The following is an 18,068-nucleotide window of genomic DNA, read 5'->3' as shown; positions in this document are numbered from 1 at the left end:
GTCAATATATATTGTATATTTATCACTCATATAACCGATACATCCCTACAGAATTCGGAGCTGCATAACGGAATCCGAACTGTTCATATAATTTATCTGCAGGAATATCCGCAATTAAACTGACAAAAGAGCCTTTATATGTATGTTCATCTAAATAGGTTGTGATCTCTTCCATTATTTTTTTACCGAGTCCCTCTCCCTGATAGCACGGTTTTACCACAATATCTACTACATGAAATACAATTCCTCCATCGCCGATAACTCTCCCCATGCCAATTAAGGTTTCCTCATCATATATTGTGACGGCAAATAACGTATTAGGAAGCCCGATTTCAATCGCCGCTTTTTCCTTATTGCTCAGCCCTGCCTCGACACGGAGTTGATTAAAAGCTTCTATGGCTGGTGTTTGATACTTTATTTGATAATGTTCGTTCATTTTTGCTCATCCTTTTCAGCAAATTATGTCAGTTATTTTACCATTAAACCTCTGTTAAACGCTATGAATGTAATATCAATTTATCCTGATTTGTTCAAAAGATATAAACCTCCAACAGCTACCAGAGAACCATGCACTTTGCAGTAAACTCTCTATTCCTAAAAACTAAAAACAAGACATTAAAAACCCCCTGCCTACAATGCATGCATCATCGTAAGCAGAGGGTCGTACATTTTAAACAAATGTATTATTTATCAGCCAAGTTATAGAAAGAACTTAATCCGCCATATACACCCATGCCAGCTAGTTCATCTTCAATTCGAAGTAACTGATTGTATTTTGCTACACGATCGGTACGTGATGGCGCACCTGTTTTGATTTGACCAGCGTTGGTAGCCACTGCGATATCCGCAATGCTTGTATCTTCTGTTTCACCGGAGCGGTGGGAAATCACTGCTGTGTAGCCAGCGCGTTTCGCCATTTCGATGGCTTCAAACGTTTCGGTAAGTGTACCGATTTGGTTTACTTTTACAAGGATAGAGTTTCCGATTCCTTCCTCGATACCTCTGGAAAGTTTGTTGGTATTTGTAACAAACAAGTCGTCTCCTACCAGCTGTACTTTATCGCCGAGACGTTCTGTCAGTACTTTGAAGCCTTCCCAGTCGTTTTCATCCAGACCATCTTCAATCGAAATGATAGGGTATTTAGAAATCATTTCTTCATACCAGTTCACCATTTCTTCCGCAGTACGTACTACGCCTTCACCTTTTAGGTTATATTTGCCATCGCTGTAGATTTCAGAAGCAGCGACGTCCATTGCCAGCTTGACTTCTTCCCCGACTTTGTAACCGGCAGCTTCAATTGCTTCTACAATGGTTTGAAGTGCTTCTTCATTGGAACCAAGGTCTGGAGCAAATCCGCCTTCATCGCCGACACCAGTATTATAGCCTTTGGATCCCAATACTTTTTTCAAGGCATGGAAAATCTCAGCACCCGTGCGCAATGCTTCTTTGAAAGATTCTGCACCTACAGGCATAATCATGAATTCTTGGATATCCACATTATTATCCGCATGCTCTCCGCCGTTTAGAATGTTCATCATTGGTGTAGGAAGTGTTTTAGCATTAAATCCGCCAAGATAGTTGTATAAAGGAACTTCCAGGTGATTTGCTGCTGCGCGGGCTGCTGCCATGGATACGCCCAGGATTGCATTCGCACCTAATTTACCTTTATTTTCCGTGCCATCTAAATCAATCATTAAGGCATCAATAATATTTTGACGGGTAACATCTAAACCGATTAATTCAGGAGCGATATTTTCATTCACATTTTCTACTGCTTTTTCAACACCTTTTCCTAGATAACGATCTTTGTCACCATCACGTAATTCTACCGCTTCATATTCCCCTGTGGAAGCACCGCTTGGTACGATTGCCGAGCCGAATGCTCCAGATTCAGTGAAAATTTCTACCTCAACAGTAGGATTTCCTCTCGAGTCTAATATTTCTCGTGCGTAAACGTCCGTAATATATGGCATTATTTTTTCTCTCCTTTACATGTAGGTTATAAGTTTTTTTATTTTTTTATTAAAGATGACCCGGTCATTTCTTCCGGTTTTTCTACATCAAGTAAATCTAATAACGTTGGAGCTAAATCAGCAAGAATACCGCCGTCTCGTAATGCGACATCATCTTTGGTGACAATGATAGGCACCGGGTTGGTTGTATGAGCTGTCATTGGTTTATCTTCCAATGTGATAACTTCATCGGAGTTGCCATGATCCGCTGTGATAATAGCATGTCCGCCTAGTTCTGTAATTTTATCTACAATTTTACCCAAGCATTCGTCCACTGCTTCAATCGCATCGATTGTCGGCTGCAGCATACCTGAGTGACCAACCATGTCCGGATTGGCGAAGTTTAAGATAATAGCATTTTGCTCTCCGCCGTCAAGCTCTGATAATAACGCGTCCGTTACTTCATACGCACTCATTTCCGGCTGCAGGTCATAGGTTGCTACTTTCGGCGAATCGATTAGCACACGTTTTTCACCGTCAAATTCTTTTTCACGTCCGCCGCTCATAAAGAACGTCACATGTGGATATTTTTCTGTTTCTGCAATACGCAGCTGGTTCAGATTATTCTGTGCCAGTACTTCTCCGATTGTGTTGTCCAGATTTACCGGTTTGTATGCAACATCTCCGTTTACTGTTTCACTGAAATTCGTCATCATAACAAATTCCAGATTTTTTGGTGCATTTTCACCGCGGTCAAAATCTCTGAAATCATCATTCGCAAATGTTCTGGAAATCTGAATCGCGCGGTCCGGACGGAAATTATAGAAAACAACAGCATCCTCGTCCTCAATCGTAGCAACAGGTTCATCATTTTCATCTGTAATGACAGAAGGAATGACGAACTCATCATAGATGTCGTTCTTATAGCTGTCTTCTACCACTTCGGAAGCATGACGATAAGAAGGACCTTTACCATAAACCATTGCATCGTATGCTTTTTGCACACGGTCCCAACGTTTATCGCGGTCCATGGAATAATAACGGCCGGATACCGTTGCAATTTTACCTACACCAAGCTCTTTCATTTTATCCTCTGTCTGCTGCAGGTATTCATCAGCTGTTTGCGGACCGACATCACGGCCGTCCAAGAAGGCATGGACATATACTTCTTGTAAATCATGACTTTTTGCCAGTTCCAATAAAGCAAAAAGATGGTTGATGTGGCTGTGCACGCCGCCATCGGATAACAAACCGAACAGGTGCAATGCTTTACCTTTTTCTTTTGCATGTTTTACAGCATTCACAAGTTCTTCTACCTCAAAAAAGTCGCCATCTTCAATCGATAAGTTCACTCGTGTCAGGCTTTGGTAAACAATGCGACCGGCTCCGATATTCAAATGGCCGACTTCGGAATTTCCCATTTGACCGTCTGGTAAGCCAACAGACTTTCCTGATGCTGTCAGCTGATTATGGGCAAAAGCATTCCAATAACGGTCAAAATTTGGTGTTTTCGCTTGCTTGACTGCATTTCCTTTTTCTTCATCACGGATAGCAAAACCATCCAGAATAATTAATGCAGCTAATTTATCTTGACTCATTTTGTACCTGCCTCCACTAATTGAACAAAAGATTCAGGGTCTAAGCTTGCGCCGCCGACAAGTGCGCCATCAATATCGGATTGCGAAAGCAGTTCATCAATGTTCGCCGGTTTGACACTTCCGCCGTATTGGATAACGACTTGATCTGCGATATCTTTGGAAGTAATGTCTGCAATGACGTCACGTGTTTTCGTACAAACCTCATTCGCTTCTTCACTTGTAGCTGTTTTTCCAGTTCCAATGGCCCAAATAGGTTCATACGCAATAACGGTTTGTGCTACTTGCTCATCGGATAATCCAGCTAATGCTTTTTTCACTTGGCCGCCGACAACATCCATTGTTTCGTCTGCTTCCCGTTGTTCCAGCGATTCTCCTACACAAACAATCGGTGTTAAGCCATGTGCAAAAGCCGCTTTGGTTTTCTGGTTCACAGACTCATCTGTTTCTGCAAATAACTCACGGCGCTCGGAGTGTCCAATAACAACGTGGGTAACACCAATATCCGTTAACATAGCAGGACTTACCTCTCCGGTATAAGCTCCGGATTCTTCAAAGTGCATGTTTTGTGCTGCTACTTTTACATTTGTATCTTTAGCCTTTTCGACAAGCGCAGGTAAATGTACGAAAGGTGCACAAACAATTGCTTCTGTATTGCCGTCCGGTGTCTTTGGAGTGACAGCGTCCATAAAATCAGTAGCCTCGGCCAATGATTTATTCATTTTCCAGTTTCCTGCAATAATTACTTTTCGCATACGTTCACCTCATCTGTTTTATTATTTATCGTTTAACGCATCAACACCAGGAAGCACTTGCCCTTCCATAAATTCTAAGGAAGCTCCGCCGCCTGTTGATACATGATTCATTTCACTTGCCAGGCCGAATTTTTCCACAGCTGCTGCAGAATCTCCGCCGCCAATAATAGAAAATCCTTCTGTTTCTGCGACAGCATCAGCAACTGCTTTGGTACCGCCGGCAAACGCGTTTAATTCAAATACGCCCATCGGTCCGTTCCAAATCACTAAATTGGAATCTTTGATAATCGAAGTAAATTTATCGCGCGTTTTCGTACCGATGTCCAATGCTTCCCAATCAGCAGGGATTTGATCGATAGCTACAATTTTTGTATTGGCGTCTTCTGCAAAATCATCAGCTACAACGGCATCTACCGGTAAAACAAAGTTCACGCCTTTGTCTTTTGCTTTTTGCATAAATTCTTTTGCCATCTCGATTTTGTCTTCTTCTAATAAAGATTTTCCAATTTCATACCCTTGTGCTTTGACAAACGTATATGCCAATCCGCCGCCGACAATCAGGTTATCTACTTTATCAATCAGATTGTCAATGACGTTAATTTTATCTTTTACTTTTGCACCGCCGATAATTGCTGTGAATGGACGTTCCGGATCTTCCAGTGCATTTCCGAGAATTTCTATTTCTTTTTCCATTAATTGACCAGCTGCGGCAGGAAGTTTTGTTGCAACACCAGTTGTAGAAGCGTGCGCACGGTGTGCTGCTCCGAATGCGTCATTCACATAAACATCTGCCATATCAGCAAATGCATTCACGAGTTCTGGATCATTTTTCTCTTCACCAGCTTCAAAACGAACATTTTCAATGAGTAAAATGTCGCCATTGTTTAGTTGGTCAATCGCTTTATTGACTTCTTCTCCGTAGACTTCATCCGTTTTCAGAACGTCTTTGTCCAGTAATTCACTCAATCTTTTTGCTGCCGGATCCAGACGCAATTCATCTACAGCAGTTCCTTTTGGGCGTCCTAAATGACTTGCTAAAATCAGTTTCGCCCCTTTATCCGTTAACTCACGAATCGTCGGCAATGCAGCACGAATACGCGTATCATCCGTAATTTCACCGTCTTGTAAAGGCACGTTAAAATCAACACGGCAAAATACACGTTTTCCTTCTACTTGTAAATCAGAAATGGTTTTCTTATTCAACGGAATCCCTCCTAATTTGGTCTATACGACTCTCGCTATTATACCATTTTATCTTACTTCACTACTAATTCTATCGTATAAAAATGAAAATAGAGGAGGAATCCGCTCCCTCCTCTATTTACACCGTTCGGAGAGGCTCACCTTACAACGAACGTCATTTATAAACTTATAGTCCTTTTTCAGCCATGAATACAGCTAAATCTACACAACGGCTGGAATAGCCCATTTCGTTGTCATACCAAGAAACAGCTTTCACAAGGTTGTCTTCCATCACGATAGTAGATAGAGAATCGAAAATAGAAGAGTGTGTGTTTCCTACAATATCAGAAGAAACAATTGGGTCTTCTGTATACTCAAGGATTCCTTTCAGTTCTCCTTGTGCAGCTTCTTTCATTGCATTGTTTACATCTTCAGCAGTTACGTTTTTATCAAGTTCAGCAACTAAGTCTGTTAAAGAACCGTCTGAAGTTGGAACGCGTACGGCGTTACCGTTTAATTTACCGTCAAGTTCTGGTAATACAAGTCCAACTGCCTTAGCAGCCCCTGTTGAAGTAGGGATAATGTTTTGAGCAGCTGCACGTGCACGACGATAGTCTTTATGCGGTGAATCAAGGATTTGCTGGTCATTGGTATAAGAGTGGATAGTAGTCATCAGGCCACGCTTAATACCAAAGTTATCGTGTAATACTTTCGCAAATGGTGCTAAGCAGTTTGTTGTACAAGAAGCATTGGATATAACATGGTGTTTAGCCGGATCATATTGATCTTCATTTACACCCATAACCATTGTTAAATCTTCGCCTTTAGCCGGTGCAGAGATAACAACTTTTTTCGCTCCTGCTTGAATATGCTTTTCAGCGCCTTCTTTGCTCGTGAAGATACCAGTAGATTCGATCACGATTTCTACGCCGAGGTCTCCCCAGCCCAGATTTGCCGGATCTTTTTCAGAAAGTACAGTAATTTCTTTTCCATTCACAACAATATTAGAGCCGTTCACACTTACTTCGTCTTCTAATTTTCCATGGTTAGAGTCATATTTCAATAAGTGTGCAAGCATGTTTGCATCTGTTAAGTCATTGATTGCTACGATTTCCACTTGATCATTATTTAAAGCTTGACGAAATACGTTACGTCCAATTCTTCCAAAGCCATTAATACCAACTTTTACAGCCATATTAAATTCCTCCTAAGAATTTCTTGATTTTTTATTTATATAAAGAGGCTATCCTCTTAATATCATTTCTGCAGCACCTTGGTCGGTGATTAACATATTGCCCTTGCTCTGTTTAAAGTAAGAGGCAATTGCATGCCCTTTCGAAGCTCCCCCGGCAACAGTGATAACATGCTTAGAGGCATCGATATCTTCCAGTTGCAGACCTACTGTTTTCACTTTATAAACAATGTGGCCATCGACATCAAAGTAATAACCAAAAGCTTCTGAAACAGCTTGCTCTTCTTTTAATAAATCGATAACTTCTTGGGGAGATCTCCTTCTTTCTGCCATACGCAGTGCATCTCCGACACCGTGCAAAACAATGTCAGCATTTTTTATAACCGAGAGTGCATCGATGACATGGGGTTCTTGCATGATTAACTCATAAGTGGAATCACTGATCGGATCCGGTACATATAACATTCTGTACTGACTGTTCGATCTTCTGGCCATCTCCGAAACAATACGGGATGCTTGATTCTCCACTTTTTCCCCAATGCCGCCTCTTGCCGGAACAAATAATACATCCGTTCCTTCAGGCAATGGCTTCATCGCCTCTGCTGCCGCTGCGATGGTACTTCCGCCTGTTACAGCAACTGTGTTGTCGCTTTGCAAAATGGACTGCAGATAAGTCGCACAGGCCTTTCCCATCTCTGTCTTTATTTGAGGGTTATGGTCACTATCACCAGGCACTACAATGACATTATCGATAGACAGAGTGCTTTTTAACTGGTCTTCCAAGTTTTCCAACCGGGACAAATCTCCAATCAAAGCGGCGAGCTGATCCAAGACTACTTTTCCCTCATTGGTTATAAACATACCTTTTGCGGTAACTTCAACCAAACCTTGTCCATGCAAAAAATCGATTTCTCCACGAACATGCCGCTCTGTTAAATTTGCACTCTCTGCTAAAGCCCTCCTGCCAATTGGCTGATGCAAGTGCACATGCTGTAATAATGTGTACCTTTCCTGCATTACGCTGACCAATTCAGGTACGATTTTTCTCTGCAGGGCCATGATGGATTCCATTTAAACCAGTCTCCTCCAACGGGTTCGAAAACGTCCCATGTGGTTGTTTTATGTCCCGATTCATTTTTCATTATAACATACCTTCTATAGAAAGCAAAGAAAAGTCCTTATGATGATTAAGTACACCCACTTTATTTATTCCCATTGCCTGCGAACTTAAACACAAAATCTCCCGCTTAAGAAACAGCTGGTCATAAATTGACCCAACATAAAAAAGACATTTCCCTTAAAACGATTCCATTCGTTCAAAGAAAATGCCTCTTCATTATTCCGTCAACAGCCTGCTGATATTTTCTATGTTTATTTCATTTCCATATACTTCGCTTCCTTTATAAGCGATAACCGGAATCAGCAGCTGGTATGTTTCCAGTAAAGCATCTGATTGGTAAATATCTATTTCTTCCACAGGTATGTCATCCGTATTCAGTACATCTAATAATTCAAGGGCTTCGACACATAGGGGACAATTCTTTTTTGTATAAAACTTAATCATCTCTTCTATCCATTCTCCTTTTACGCTTTGCGGAAGATGGAATATCCAGCTCTTCCCGGTATTTCATTACGGTTCTTCTCGCTACATACATATGATACAACGTCTCCAGCTTTTCACGAATTTTTTCATCGGAGAGCGGGCTTGTCTCGTCTTCTTCAGCTATAATCTGGCGGACATGCTGTTTCACCACCACGCGGGCAACCCCTTCCCCCTTCCGTGCTTCACGCTGCAAGAGGTATTTGACCCGGAGAATACCCGCATCTGTCTGCAAATATTTATGGCTGATGGTCCGGCTGATAGTAGAAACATGAAGGTTCAGCGCATCCGCAATTTCCTGCAATGTTAAAGGTTTTAAAGCAGCTATGCCTTCTTCAAAAAAGCCCAGCTGTTTATTTACAATAATGCGCAAAACCTGTTCCAGCGTTTTCCCGCGGTATTGAATTGCCTGCTTCAGCATCTCTACTTCTTTCTTCTTTTCTTTTAAATAAGCCGCTCCATCTTTTGGCATAGTCATCTGTAACATATCATCCCGAATTTGAATGGTCGGGCTTGACCAATTAAAAAAGGATAAACGCCATTCCCCATCTTCTTTAAAAACAGCTGCTTCCGGAATAATATACGCTGTCTCTTCTTGATCCAATAGTTTTCCAGGATTCGGATGACATAATTTCATATTCGCAATCAACCTGCCGGCCTCGTCAGCTGTAATCGCATACGTTTCAGCTAAAGTGTCGATATCCTCTTCTGCAATCAGAAACAAGTTATTTTCAAATAAGTCATCCAGAAAAGGATAATCGCAATCCATTTCTTTCAACTGCAAACGAATACATTCTTGTAAACTTCTGGCCCCGATTCCCGGCGGATCCAGCGCTTGCAAATAGGACAGCGCCTGCTCTATGTCTTCGATAGATAATTGGCAGCTTTCCGCCCATGCTTCCATTGATATATCCAAATAGCCATTTTCATCCAAAGAATCGATCCCGAACAAAACAGCTTGTTTTATTCTTTCCTCTGGAATAGACAGCATATACAGACTCTCTTTTAACTGCTCGTACATGTTTTTTTTCGAGGCATTCATATTTTCAAATGCATCGGTTTCCCCATGAAATTGCGTCAGGACCTGCTTATCAATCGGCTGGACATCTTCAATCAATGGGTTTTCCTCCGCCATTTTCTGTACATAATCGTATAATTCAATACCAGACAATTGAAGGATTTCAATAGACTGGTGGAGCGATTGATTCATTTTCCAGGTCAGTGCTTGCTGTAATACCAGGCTCTGCTGCATGCTTCCCCCTCCCTTTTTCAATAGATTATGCTATTGAATTGTTATCATATGCCTTTCCGAACGATACAACTCCTATACTTTCTTTACCTGATTTTCCATCGTTCCAATTCCTTCAACTTCTAACCTTACATAATCCCCTGCCTGAAGCAGTCCGGATGGTTCCATTGCCAAACCAACACCATCTGGTGTCCCTGTTAAAATCATATCCCCCGGCTCCAAGGTCATGATTTCAGAAATAAAGTTGATTAAGAAAGGAATATCAAAAATAAGATGCTCAGTATTCGAAGACTGGCGCACTTCGCCATTGACATACGAACGGATATCTAATGTATGCGGATTGTCTACCTCTTCTTGGGTAACGATCCACGGCCCGACAGGCGTTGTATGATCCAACGATTTCCCCTGCAGCCATTGCGGTGTCCGTTTTTGCATATCCCGCGCCGAGGTATCATTGCCAAGTGTATATCCAGCAATATAATCAAAAGCATCTTCTTTGCTGACTTTAGAAGCTGTTTTTCCGATAACCACAGTCAATTCCACTTCATAGTCTAATTTTTCAGTAATTGACGGATAATAGATAGCATCTTCCGGTCCAATTATCGCATTGTCAAACTTCGCAAATAAAACGGGATAGTCCGGAATATCCGATTGCATCTCATGGACATGTTCTTGATAATTTTTACCGACACAAATGACTTTTTTAGCTTTTCCAAGCGGCATACCCAAATGGACGTCTTGAAGCGAAAAAGTTTCATACTCTGCTACTTTAGGCATTATTTTTTGTAATGCTTCGATATGTTCCTCTGCCTGCGCATAAAAAGCAGTCGGATCTGCAGGAAGCGTTGTTTCTCCAAATTGTTCAGATAACCTTTCCACATCTGCAACAGCATCCGAATCCGTTACAACACCAACACGCAAATTTTCATTTTTCTCTTTCTGATAGGCTACTAATTTCATCTTTTTCCCTCCCTTCTTCTTATTATAGTCGAGATAACCCAGGGAAATAAAGTGAAACTTCCTTCCGTGGGGGTTCTTTCCCCACGGAAGGTTAGTTGAGCGAATCGGGCCGTTACTGGGTGTTGGATCTCCCACTTAGAGATATAATTTTCATTCACTTTTTAAAGTGGGAGTCTTACAGCCAGTTACACTGCGGTAAATAGATATGTCATAATTTTTTCAACCTTATTCGAGTGTTTTCGTGCTATACTGGGAATCGGGAAAACGTAAAAGAAAGGGGATACAACCAATGAAGAAGCAATTATTTTTTATCGTGATTATTCTAACGGCTATGCTGGCCGCTTGCGCAAGTAATGATGCTGATACAGCAGAAGACGATGACGACGAGTTACCAGAACTAGCCGCTTTGGAAGTAGATTTTGATGTTCCTGAACATGTAGAAGTCGGAGAAACAATTGATTTAACTGCACATGTCAGCTTTGACGACGAGCCCGTTGAAGATGCCAATGAAGTATTATTCGAAATCTGGACGCAAGGAAACGCTGATGACAGTGTAGAATTCGAAGGAGATCATCAAGAGAACGGCACCTATACAGCAAGTTTTACCTTTGAAGAAGAAGCAGTTTACGAAATGTATGCACACACCACCGCAGAAGGGCAGCATATTATGCCTTTAGAAACTGTTATCGCAGGTGATGCCGAACCATCTGAAGAAGATGCCCATGACGAAATGGATCACGAGCATCACGAACACGGCACTGATGAGGACGACGATGAGCAGGAAGAGGAATAAGGGATATATTTCACTCTGCTAGCTGATGCACGTTCCTTTTTGACTTAGAATTCGTTATACTATGAACGAGAAAGTCAAGTGGAGGGATATATGTTGATCCAGGTGTACACGGACGGAGCCACCAACGAAAAAATAGAAAAAAGCGGCGCCGGCATTTATATAAAGTCCGGGGAAAAGAAGCTGGAATACGCTGTTCCTCTGCCATATATGTCCAATCATGAAGCAGAATTTTATGCTATCATAGAAGCATTAACCATTTGCCAAACAGAATTTAAGGGCGAAATCCTGTCTTTCCGGACAGATTCCAAGATAGCAGCAGAAGCGGTCGATAAAGGAAAGACAAAAAACAAGAACTTTCTTCCTTTACTGGAAACCATCCAGGCGCAAACATCAGATTTTCCATTTTTATTTATTAAATGGATTCCCGAGAAAGAAAACCGCAAAGCAGATCAACTGGCACGAAAAGCAATCCACCAACAAACATCGTGATGCGCAGGATGACGTGCAGGGGAGGAATGTAAAATGAGGAACATACCATTGAAAGAACAAAGCATTGTATTAATTGGTTTTATGGGAGTTGGAAAAACAACGATTGGTCAAGCTGTTGCCCAAAAACTATACCGAGATTTTATTGATATTGACGAAGAAATTGAACGCAGATTTCAGATGCATCCCAAAGAAATTTTTGCAAAACATGGAGAAGCAACCTTTCGTCAATACGAAAAAGAAATCATTTCTGAAATATGCCATAAACGATTAAAAGTTATTTCATTAGGCGGCGGTGCTTTTCTTCAAAAAGAAGTTCAGGATATTTGTTTTGCTACTACTACTGTTTTCTTCCTCGATTTGTCTTGGGAAAACTGGAAAGAACGGATAAGTTTATTAATGGACAATCGCCCTGTTTTACAAGGTAAAAATATGGATGAAATCAGAAAGCTTTTTGATGACCGTCAGCCAATTTATGAACAACATCATTCCCGCGTTATAACGGATAACCAGGAAATAGAAGAAGTGGCTGATTATATTGTAGCGTCCTTAAAATTAGCTTGGGAGCTTTATGAATGATTGCATGTAAAAGCGAAGAGCGCATAAAAATAAGCCAAAGTTTGAAAACCTTGGCTTATTTTTTATGCTATTATCTTATTGTTCTTTACGCTCAAAGATGTCGTCAATCAAGCCATATTCTTTAGACTGTTCTGCACTCATGAATTTATCACGCTCTGTATCATGCTCAATAACTTCTAAAGGCTGACCAGTATTTTCAGACATGATGCGGTTCATACGTCTTTTAATTTCAATAATTCTATTAGCATGAATCTCGATGTCTGTTGCTTGACCTTGCGTACCTCCTAGAGGCTGATGAATCATAATCTCACTGTTTGGCAATGCAAAACGTTTGCCTTTTTCGCCGGCGTTAAGCAAGAACGCTCCCATAGAAGCTGCCATACCAATGCAGATAGTAGATACATCTGATTTAATAAAGTTCATTGTATCAAAAATGGCCATACCAGCTGTGATAGAACCACCAGGAGAATTAATATATAACGAGATGTCTTTTCCTGGATCTTCTGCTTCTAGGAATAAAAGCTGTGCTACAATGGAATTGGCCACGTTATCATCAATGCCGCTGCCAAGCAGAATAATCCGGTCTTTTAATAGACGGGAGTAAATATCATATGCACGTTCACCGCGATTTGTTTGTTCAATAACTGTAGGTACTAAATTCATTTAAAAATCCTCCTTAAGTTGCCAATTTTAATGGCTGATGATTTTTTCTATACTTCATATGATAGCTTATTGGTCAATAAAGGTCAAACAAAAAGTTTCGCCAAATTTATACTTTAACCATCATTCCCGATTTTATGTTTGTTAAACATGAGGGATAAAAAAAGACAAAGGATAAGAACATCTCAATCCCTTGTCTTTCTAAACTTCATTAAGCGCGCCCAGGAGGACTCGAACCTCCGACAAACCTGGTACCGGAAACCAGTGCTCTATCCAACTGAGCTATGGGCGCATGATATTTATTAAAAACACAACTTTCATTATACATATGAATCCCTTTGGAGACAAGCCCTTTTCTATATTTTGGTGAAAAGTTCTTTTGACTTATTTAAATCCTCCCCCATTTCTCTCAGAATAGTTGTCCCATGGCGACGTAAATGTCATACTATACGTAACTCATGAAAGAAAATGCCATACGGAAGGAGGAAAAATGATGAGTCTAAAGTCAAGTATCTATAAGATATTGCGTATATGGAATGATGTTGATGCAGTCAAAAAAGGAAAAGTAGGAAAACGAATCGGCAGACGTGTAACGGGGCGTGCTGCTGGAAAATCGATTCGAAAATTATTTAAATAGATTCCCTTCTCATGATACAAATGATTCTTTTATTATGGATGAAGAGGTATTATAACTCACCCCTATTAAATTGAATCAGAGAGGTCTTCAAAACGGAGTCATTAGGTAAGGAAAAACCGTTGATATAGTATATTTGAGAAAAAAGAGGTGGGGTATCCTCTGAATTAGACAGAAAAACTAAGATTGGAACAACCTGCCGTTTCTCAAAGTATAGCAAATAATAACTTTATGAATCAAATGGTTATTACAAACAGTACCTTGATGCCAAAAGTACGGCACAAATTTATTAAAAGTTATTATTGTAAGGTAAGGAAGCGTATCATGTCTTATATCATAATTATCATATATGTTACTATTCTTGAAGTGGTATACTCTGTTTTTGATGAAAAAGTAAAAACAAGTTGGGTTTTTTCAGTTTTTAGAATTTCTTCGGTTGTCAGCTTGTTCATTGTCAGTATAAAACTAGAAGGATTTTTGTTTTATTTAGGAATTATTGTTGTACCGGTTGTCTCTATTATTATTATTCGTTTATTTTTTTCTGAAAATAAAACAACGATTAAAAATGATATACTGTTTTTCTTTTTTATGGTAATTTTTGTATTAGTGATGCGATATTAAAGATTTAATTTTTAAATCCATTTATTATCCCTTCCATCAGTTTGCAGTCTGTAATTCTATAAGCATTAAATTAAACAACTTCATCATCATTATACAATTTGTTTACATCACAAAAAAGAAATGACGTTGGCGAATGTTCATCCCACCCCTTATTAATATAGGTTCAAGATTTCTTTCACCAACGTCACACACGTACAATCTTTTACATTTGAATAAAGTATGTCCCTTTAAAAAACTCGTGCATTTTCTCACAAGAAGGTGCAAAAAGGAATTCTTCTCTTAGAGAAGGGTTTAACACCGGTTCACTTCATTCATATGCTTTTATCAAACTTTCTCACGGACAAGGCTGGTTAAATGTTCCATCGCCTCTTCTTCATCTTCTCCTTCGATAATAAGCTTAATTTCTACCCCTTTCGTCAGAGCCAGACTCATCAATCCCATAATGCTCTTAGCATTCACTTTTTTTTGATCATTCTCTAAAAATATATGTGAATCAAATCGATTGGCCTCTTGCACAAAATAGGCAGCAGGTCTCGCTTGCAGTCCCGAATCCAATTCAATCTTCACCGTTTTTTCAACCAACAAATTCACTCTCCTGTCTGTAAGTAAACGCCTCCATTTTTTTGCATGCAGATAAACATCTGCATCTGATTTTGGGCGGTGTTTTATTATGCTGTTCTCTGCATTATATCATATTCTGCGGATGCTAGCATTAATTACCAAGCTGTAACTCTCCTCTTCTGATCTTTTCTGCAAATTCATCAATTTTCTTCAGACGGTGATTCACACCGGATTTAGATATCTTTCCGCTGCTGACCAATTCACCTAATTCTTTTAATGAAATCTCTTCATATTGAACCCGCAATTTGGCGATTTCTTGTAATTTCTCCGGAAGTTGTTCTAATCCTACAGTCCGTTCAATCAATTTAATATTTTCTACTTGGCGGAATGCTGCACCGATCGTTTTATTTAAATTTGCCGTTTCACAATTTACAAGCCTGTTTACGGAGTTTCTCATATCTCGGACGATACGTACATCTTCAAATTTTAATAACGCCTGATGGGCCCCAATCACGCTTAAAAAAGCAGTAATTTTCTCCGCTTCTTTCATGTATACAATATAGCCGTTTTTCCGCTCTAATGTTCTGGCATGCAAGTCATATTCATTAAGTATGGATTTCAACGCTTCCGCATGTTCCTCATAATAATTAAATATTTCTAAATGATAAGAAGATGTCTCCGGATTATTCATTGATCCGCCGGCCAGGAAGGCGCCGCGAAGATAAGCCTTTCGACAGCAATCTTTATCGATGTATTTTTGAGAAATAGCACGCGTGATTTGATATTGATTTTCAATTAAATCTAAATCCTCTAATAAAGATTGCACACCGTCTTTCATACGGACAATATAAACATTATTCTTTTTTAATTTCATTTTTTTACGTACCAGCAGTTCTACCGGCAGCGTATAGTTTTGTTTGATTAATGTGTAGATACGCCTTGCAATTGCTGCGTTTTCCGTCTGGACATCCAAGCCATAACCTTGCTTTGATATAGAAATAACGCCATTCATTCGAACGAGTGCAGCCAGCTCGGCAAACTGACAGCAAGAATCCGATTGAATAGCGGTTAGTTCTTTCTTGATATCTGATGCGAAGGACATCGTATCACACTCCTTCCCCTTTTGAGCACTTTGCACGTTAAAGAGCGGGAGATGTATGCCGTCCCACTCTCTATACTATAAAAACTGATAAAGCATCTCAGCTATTTTATCATTATTATGACGGAGTGTTCCATCTTTATGCTTCACAACAATGTTTCCGGGAAAGACCTCTACATTCATCGATTGTAAGCGCCCAATGTCCGCTTCTACAGGAATTGCTTTCTCTTCTTTATAAATTTCCTGCGTTTCTGCATCTATCGGCTGATCATGGACGATTACGTAATCAATACAAGTATCGCCGACATGATCATGAATCGCCTGCACATGATCTGCTGCAGAATAATTGGTTGTTTCTCCGTCCTGCGTCATGATATTACAAACATATACAATTTTAGCTTCTGTATTCAATAATGCTTCCTTCACTTCCGGAACAATTAAATTCGGCATAATAGAAGTATAGAGACTTCCTGGAGAAATAACAATCAAATCTGCCTTTTGAATCGATGCCACAGCGTTAGGTAACGGCTGCAGAGGCTGCGGTTCTAAAAAGACATGCTTAATCTTCTTACCAGACAGCGGGATATTTGATTCGCCGTGGATAATCTCACCATCTTCCATAATCGCATGTAAAGACATATTTTCATTTGATATCGGATATATATTCCCTTTTACATTTAACACCCGGGAAATCTCTTTGATGCCTTGATTAAAATTGCCGGTCATCGATGTCATGGCTGCTAGTAATAAATTGCCTAAGGAATGACCTGTCAATCCATTCCCTTGTTGAAACCGGTGCTGGAACAACTCTAACAGCATCGGTTCTGCGTCCGATAAAGCTGCAATGACATTTCGAATATCTCCAGGTGCAGGCATTTCCATTTCTGAACGAATCCTGCCTGTACTGCCGCCGTCATCCGCAACGGTGACAATAGCTGTCAAATCCACGGGCAGATCTTTTAACCCCCGAAGTAAAACCGGCATCCCTGTCCCTCCGCCAATAGCTGTAATTTTGGGAACATCACTCATGACGATGGATCCTTTCTTTTTGCAATATCTCTATGAGTAACATGGGTAATATAATCATCGCTGAATTGCTTTGAAAAATATTCAGCCAAAGCAACGGAACGATGTTGTCCGCCTGTACAGCCGACAGCAATGACTAACTGTGACTTTCCTTCTTTTTTATACTGGGGAAACATAAAACGGAATAAATCATTTAATTTCTCTGTAAACAGCTGCGTATCTGACCATTTAAACACATAGGAATCCACTTCCTGATTTAAACCGGTTAAAGGTTTCAGCGCAGATACATAATGCGGATTTGGCAAAAAACGTACATCAAAAACTAAATCGGCATCAATCGGAATGCCATATTTAAAGCCAAACGATACGAAGTGAACCGAAAATACTTCCTGTTTTTCTTCTTTATACAATTGGAGAATTTTCTCACGTAAATCTCTTGGCTTCAAATCTGATGTATCAATAATCCGTTGAGAACGGCCTCGCAATTCATCTATAATCACCCGCTCCTGATGGATTCCATTTAAGGGGAGTCCGCCAACCGCCAAAGGATGAGAACGTCTGGTTTCTTTATACCTCGACACTAATGTTTCATCTGCAGCATCTAAAAACAAGATATGGCTCTGAATCCATGGCTTATGGCTTATCGCGTCTAAAGCCTTATATAAGGAATCGAAAAATTCTCTTCCTCTGAGATCCATGACAAGTGCCACTTTTTGAATGGTATTGGAAGCATCCTTCATTAATTCTAAAAATTTGGGAAGAAGTGCAGGAGGTAAATTATCTACACAATAATAACCTAAATCTTCAAAGCTTTGTACCGCAACTGTTTTCCCGGCTCCTGACATTCCCGTAATAATAACGAGCTTTGTTTCTTTTTCCTGTTTCACTAAACTCTCCCCTTTCCAACCTCTTCCAACAAACAACTGTACTATTCTATATCTGCTTTATATTATATTAGAAAACACATCATTCGCCAAGCTATTGGGTGGATAACCTCCAATGTTGTCAGGTTAATGAATTTTGTGAAATTTACTCAAATTATGCGCTAAAGAATAAGCATATAATCCTTGCTGTTCCAGGATAAACATGCTCTCTATTATTATGCATGCTTTTGGTTAGAGTCC

At 40.1% G+C, this 18,068-nt stretch carries 20 protein-coding genes and 1 tRNA gene; 5 read left to right on the top strand and 16 right to left on the bottom strand.

Annotated features, from left to right (window positions below):
* Window positions 1–22: 22 nt before the first annotated feature.
* From ACFQ19_RS17180 to ACFQ19_RS17135, 10 genes are all read right to left on the bottom strand, one after another.
* Entirely contained in the window at window positions 23–436 is a 414-nt protein-coding gene (locus ACFQ19_RS17180) for a GNAT family N-acetyltransferase (protein WP_379593897.1), read from the bottom strand.
* A 247-nt stretch (window positions 437–683) separates the two neighbouring features.
* Complete coding sequence (eno, locus tag ACFQ19_RS17175) at window positions 684–1,973, bottom strand: phosphopyruvate hydratase (protein WP_379593896.1); 1,290 nt, start codon at window positions 1,971–1,973, stop codon at window positions 684–686.
* 38 nt (window positions 1,974–2,011) lie between these two features.
* Window positions 2,012–3,550 carry a 2,3-bisphosphoglycerate-independent phosphoglycerate mutase gene (gene gpmI / locus ACFQ19_RS17170; protein WP_379593895.1) on the bottom strand — a complete coding sequence of 513 codons (1,539 nt, stop codon included), beginning with the start codon at window positions 3,548–3,550 and terminating at the stop codon, window positions 2,012–2,014.
* A complete protein-coding gene (tpiA, locus tag ACFQ19_RS17165) occupies window positions 3,547–4,302 on the bottom strand; it encodes a triose-phosphate isomerase (protein WP_379593894.1) in 756 nt (251 codons plus the stop codon). The genes gpmI and tpiA overlap by 4 nt, the downstream gene beginning before the upstream one ends.
* A gap of 21 nt (window positions 4,303–4,323) precedes the next feature.
* Window positions 4,324–5,505 (bottom strand): phosphoglycerate kinase, encoded by a 1,182-nt coding sequence (locus ACFQ19_RS17160; protein ID WP_379593893.1) that lies wholly within the window; start codon window positions 5,503–5,505, stop codon window positions 4,324–4,326.
* Window positions 5,506–5,671: 166 nt separating this feature from the next.
* Window positions 5,672–6,679, bottom strand: a complete 1,008-nt coding sequence (gap, locus tag ACFQ19_RS17155; protein ID WP_379593891.1) for a type I glyceraldehyde-3-phosphate dehydrogenase — start codon at window positions 6,677–6,679, stop codon at window positions 5,672–5,674.
* Between the two features lie 48 nt (window positions 6,680–6,727).
* On the bottom strand, window positions 6,728–7,747 hold the full coding sequence (locus ACFQ19_RS17150; protein ID WP_379593890.1) for a sugar-binding transcriptional regulator: 1,020 nt from the start codon (window positions 7,745–7,747) through the stop codon (window positions 6,728–6,730).
* A 265-nt stretch (window positions 7,748–8,012) separates the two neighbouring features.
* Window positions 8,013–8,240 (bottom strand): glutaredoxin family protein, encoded by a 228-nt coding sequence (locus tag ACFQ19_RS17145; RefSeq protein WP_379593889.1) that lies wholly within the window; start codon window positions 8,238–8,240, stop codon window positions 8,013–8,015.
* Window positions 8,233–9,528 (bottom strand): RNA polymerase factor sigma-54, encoded by a 1,296-nt coding sequence (gene rpoN, locus ACFQ19_RS17140; RefSeq protein ID WP_379593888.1) that lies wholly within the window; start codon window positions 9,526–9,528, stop codon window positions 8,233–8,235. The genes ACFQ19_RS17145 and rpoN overlap by 8 nt, the downstream gene beginning before the upstream one ends.
* A 72-nt stretch (window positions 9,529–9,600) precedes the next feature.
* Window positions 9,601–10,485, bottom strand: coding sequence for a fumarylacetoacetate hydrolase family protein (locus tag ACFQ19_RS17135; protein ID WP_379593887.1), 885 nt, complete (start codon window positions 10,483–10,485; stop codon window positions 9,601–9,603).
* A 289-nt stretch (window positions 10,486–10,774) separates the two neighbouring features.
* Here ACFQ19_RS17135 and ACFQ19_RS17130 point away from each other — a divergent pair, with 289 nt between their 5' ends.
* The 3 genes from ACFQ19_RS17130 (at window position 10,775) to ACFQ19_RS17120 (ending at window position 12,343) form a co-directional block, all read left to right on the top strand.
* On the top strand, window positions 10,775–11,278 hold the full coding sequence (locus ACFQ19_RS17130) for a FixH family protein (protein ID WP_379593886.1): 504 nt from the start codon (window positions 10,775–10,777) through the stop codon (window positions 11,276–11,278).
* A 90-nt stretch (window positions 11,279–11,368) separates the two neighbouring features.
* Window positions 11,369–11,767 (top strand): ribonuclease HI family protein, encoded by a 399-nt coding sequence (locus ACFQ19_RS17125; protein WP_379593885.1) that lies wholly within the window; start codon window positions 11,369–11,371, stop codon window positions 11,765–11,767.
* A 33-nt stretch (window positions 11,768–11,800) separates the two neighbouring features.
* On the top strand, window positions 11,801–12,343 hold the full coding sequence (locus ACFQ19_RS17120; protein WP_379593884.1) for a shikimate kinase: 543 nt from the start codon (window positions 11,801–11,803) through the stop codon (window positions 12,341–12,343).
* Between the two features lie 75 nt (window positions 12,344–12,418).
* Here the strand turns inward: ACFQ19_RS17120 and clpP are convergent, their stop codons facing one another.
* Both clpP and ACFQ19_RS17110 read right to left on the bottom strand, forming a co-directional pair.
* Complete coding sequence (gene clpP, locus ACFQ19_RS17115) at window positions 12,419–13,006, bottom strand: ATP-dependent Clp endopeptidase proteolytic subunit ClpP (RefSeq protein WP_379593883.1); 588 nt, start codon at window positions 13,004–13,006, stop codon at window positions 12,419–12,421.
* 213 nt (window positions 13,007–13,219) lie between these two features.
* A tRNA-Arg gene (locus ACFQ19_RS17110) sits at window positions 13,220–13,295 on the bottom strand.
* A gap of 201 nt (window positions 13,296–13,496) precedes the next feature.
* Between ACFQ19_RS17110 and ACFQ19_RS17105 the strand changes: the two genes are divergently transcribed.
* Window positions 13,497–13,640 (top strand): hypothetical protein, encoded by a 144-nt coding sequence (locus tag ACFQ19_RS17105; RefSeq protein ID WP_379593882.1) that lies wholly within the window; start codon window positions 13,497–13,499, stop codon window positions 13,638–13,640.
* A 321-nt stretch (window positions 13,641–13,961) separates the two neighbouring features.
* Window positions 13,962–14,258 (top strand): hypothetical protein, encoded by a 297-nt coding sequence (locus ACFQ19_RS17100; RefSeq protein WP_379593881.1) that lies wholly within the window; start codon window positions 13,962–13,964, stop codon window positions 14,256–14,258.
* A 324-nt stretch (window positions 14,259–14,582) separates the two neighbouring features.
* Here the strand turns inward: ACFQ19_RS17100 and ACFQ19_RS17095 are convergent, their stop codons facing one another.
* The 4 genes from ACFQ19_RS17095 to rapZ all read right to left on the bottom strand — a co-directional run bounded on the left by ACFQ19_RS17095 (window position 14,583) and on the right by rapZ (window position 17,831).
* Window positions 14,583–14,840, bottom strand: coding sequence for an HPr family phosphocarrier protein (locus tag ACFQ19_RS17095; RefSeq protein ID WP_379593880.1), 258 nt, complete (start codon window positions 14,838–14,840; stop codon window positions 14,583–14,585).
* A 130-nt stretch (window positions 14,841–14,970) separates the two neighbouring features.
* Complete coding sequence (gene whiA / locus ACFQ19_RS17090) at window positions 14,971–15,921, bottom strand: DNA-binding protein WhiA (RefSeq protein WP_379593879.1); 951 nt, start codon at window positions 15,919–15,921, stop codon at window positions 14,971–14,973.
* 75 nt (window positions 15,922–15,996) lie between these two features.
* Window positions 15,997–16,947: a gluconeogenesis factor YvcK family protein gene (locus ACFQ19_RS17085; RefSeq protein ID WP_379593878.1), complete on the bottom strand. Its 951-nt coding sequence runs from the start codon at window positions 16,945–16,947 to the stop codon at window positions 15,997–15,999.
* Window positions 16,944–17,831 (bottom strand): RNase adapter RapZ, encoded by an 888-nt coding sequence (gene rapZ, locus ACFQ19_RS17080; RefSeq protein WP_379593877.1) that lies wholly within the window; start codon window positions 17,829–17,831, stop codon window positions 16,944–16,946. The genes ACFQ19_RS17085 and rapZ overlap by 4 nt, the downstream gene beginning before the upstream one ends.
* Between the last annotated feature and the right edge of the window lie 237 nt (window positions 17,832–18,068).

Origin of the sequence: Oceanobacillus locisalsi (assembly GCF_042675985.1) — a bacterium.
Taxonomy (GTDB): domain Bacteria; phylum Bacillota; class Bacilli; order Bacillales; family Amphibacillaceae; genus Oceanobacillus; species Oceanobacillus locisalsi.
The sequence above is the reverse complement of the archived record's forward strand: the minus strand, read 5'-3'. Positions and strand labels throughout refer to the sequence as shown.

Excerpts from the sequence above, each read along its gene's own strand:
- ACFQ19_RS17180 (WP_379593897.1), bottom strand. The coding sequence starts at position 436 with ATGAACGAACATTATCAAATAAAGTATCAAACACCAGCCATAGAAGCT.
- ACFQ19_RS17135 (WP_379593887.1), bottom strand. The coding sequence starts at position 10,485 with ATGAAATTAGTAGCCTATCAGAAAGAGAAAAATGAAAATTTGCGTGTT.
- whiA (WP_379593879.1), bottom strand. The coding sequence starts at position 15,921 with ATGTCCTTCGCATCAGATATCAAGAAAGAACTAACCGCTATTCAATCG.
- ACFQ19_RS17150 (WP_379593890.1), bottom strand. The coding sequence starts at position 7,747 with ATGGAATCCATCATGGCCCTGCAGAGAAAAATCGTACCTGAATTGGTC.
- eno (WP_379593896.1), bottom strand. The coding sequence starts at position 1,973 with ATGCCATATATTACGGACGTTTACGCACGAGAAATATTAGACTCGAGA.
- ACFQ19_RS17085 (WP_379593878.1), bottom strand. The coding sequence starts at position 16,947 with ATGAGTGATGTTCCCAAAATTACAGCTATTGGCGGAGGGACAGGGATG.
- ACFQ19_RS17125 (WP_379593885.1), top strand. The coding sequence starts at position 11,369 with ATGTTGATCCAGGTGTACACGGACGGAGCCACCAACGAAAAAATAGAA.
- gap (WP_379593891.1), bottom strand. The coding sequence starts at position 6,679 with ATGGCTGTAAAAGTTGGTATTAATGGCTTTGGAAGAATTGGACGTAAC.
- rpoN (WP_379593888.1), bottom strand. The coding sequence starts at position 9,528 with ATGCAGCAGAGCCTGGTATTACAGCAAGCACTGACCTGGAAAATGAAT.
- ACFQ19_RS17105 (WP_379593882.1), top strand. The coding sequence starts at position 13,497 with ATGAGTCTAAAGTCAAGTATCTATAAGATATTGCGTATATGGAATGAT.
- gpmI (WP_379593895.1), bottom strand. The coding sequence starts at position 3,550 with ATGAGTCAAGATAAATTAGCTGCATTAATTATTCTGGATGGTTTTGCT.
- clpP (WP_379593883.1), bottom strand. The coding sequence starts at position 13,006 with ATGAATTTAGTACCTACAGTTATTGAACAAACAAATCGCGGTGAACGT.
- ACFQ19_RS17120 (WP_379593884.1), top strand. The coding sequence starts at position 11,801 with ATGAGGAACATACCATTGAAAGAACAAAGCATTGTATTAATTGGTTTT.
- tpiA (WP_379593894.1), bottom strand. The coding sequence starts at position 4,302 with ATGCGAAAAGTAATTATTGCAGGAAACTGGAAAATGAATAAATCATTG.
- ACFQ19_RS17130 (WP_379593886.1), top strand. The coding sequence starts at position 10,775 with ATGAAGAAGCAATTATTTTTTATCGTGATTATTCTAACGGCTATGCTG.
- ACFQ19_RS17145 (WP_379593889.1), bottom strand. The coding sequence starts at position 8,240 with ATGATTAAGTTTTATACAAAAAAGAATTGTCCCCTATGTGTCGAAGCC.
- ACFQ19_RS17100 (WP_379593881.1), top strand. The coding sequence starts at position 13,962 with ATGTCTTATATCATAATTATCATATATGTTACTATTCTTGAAGTGGTA.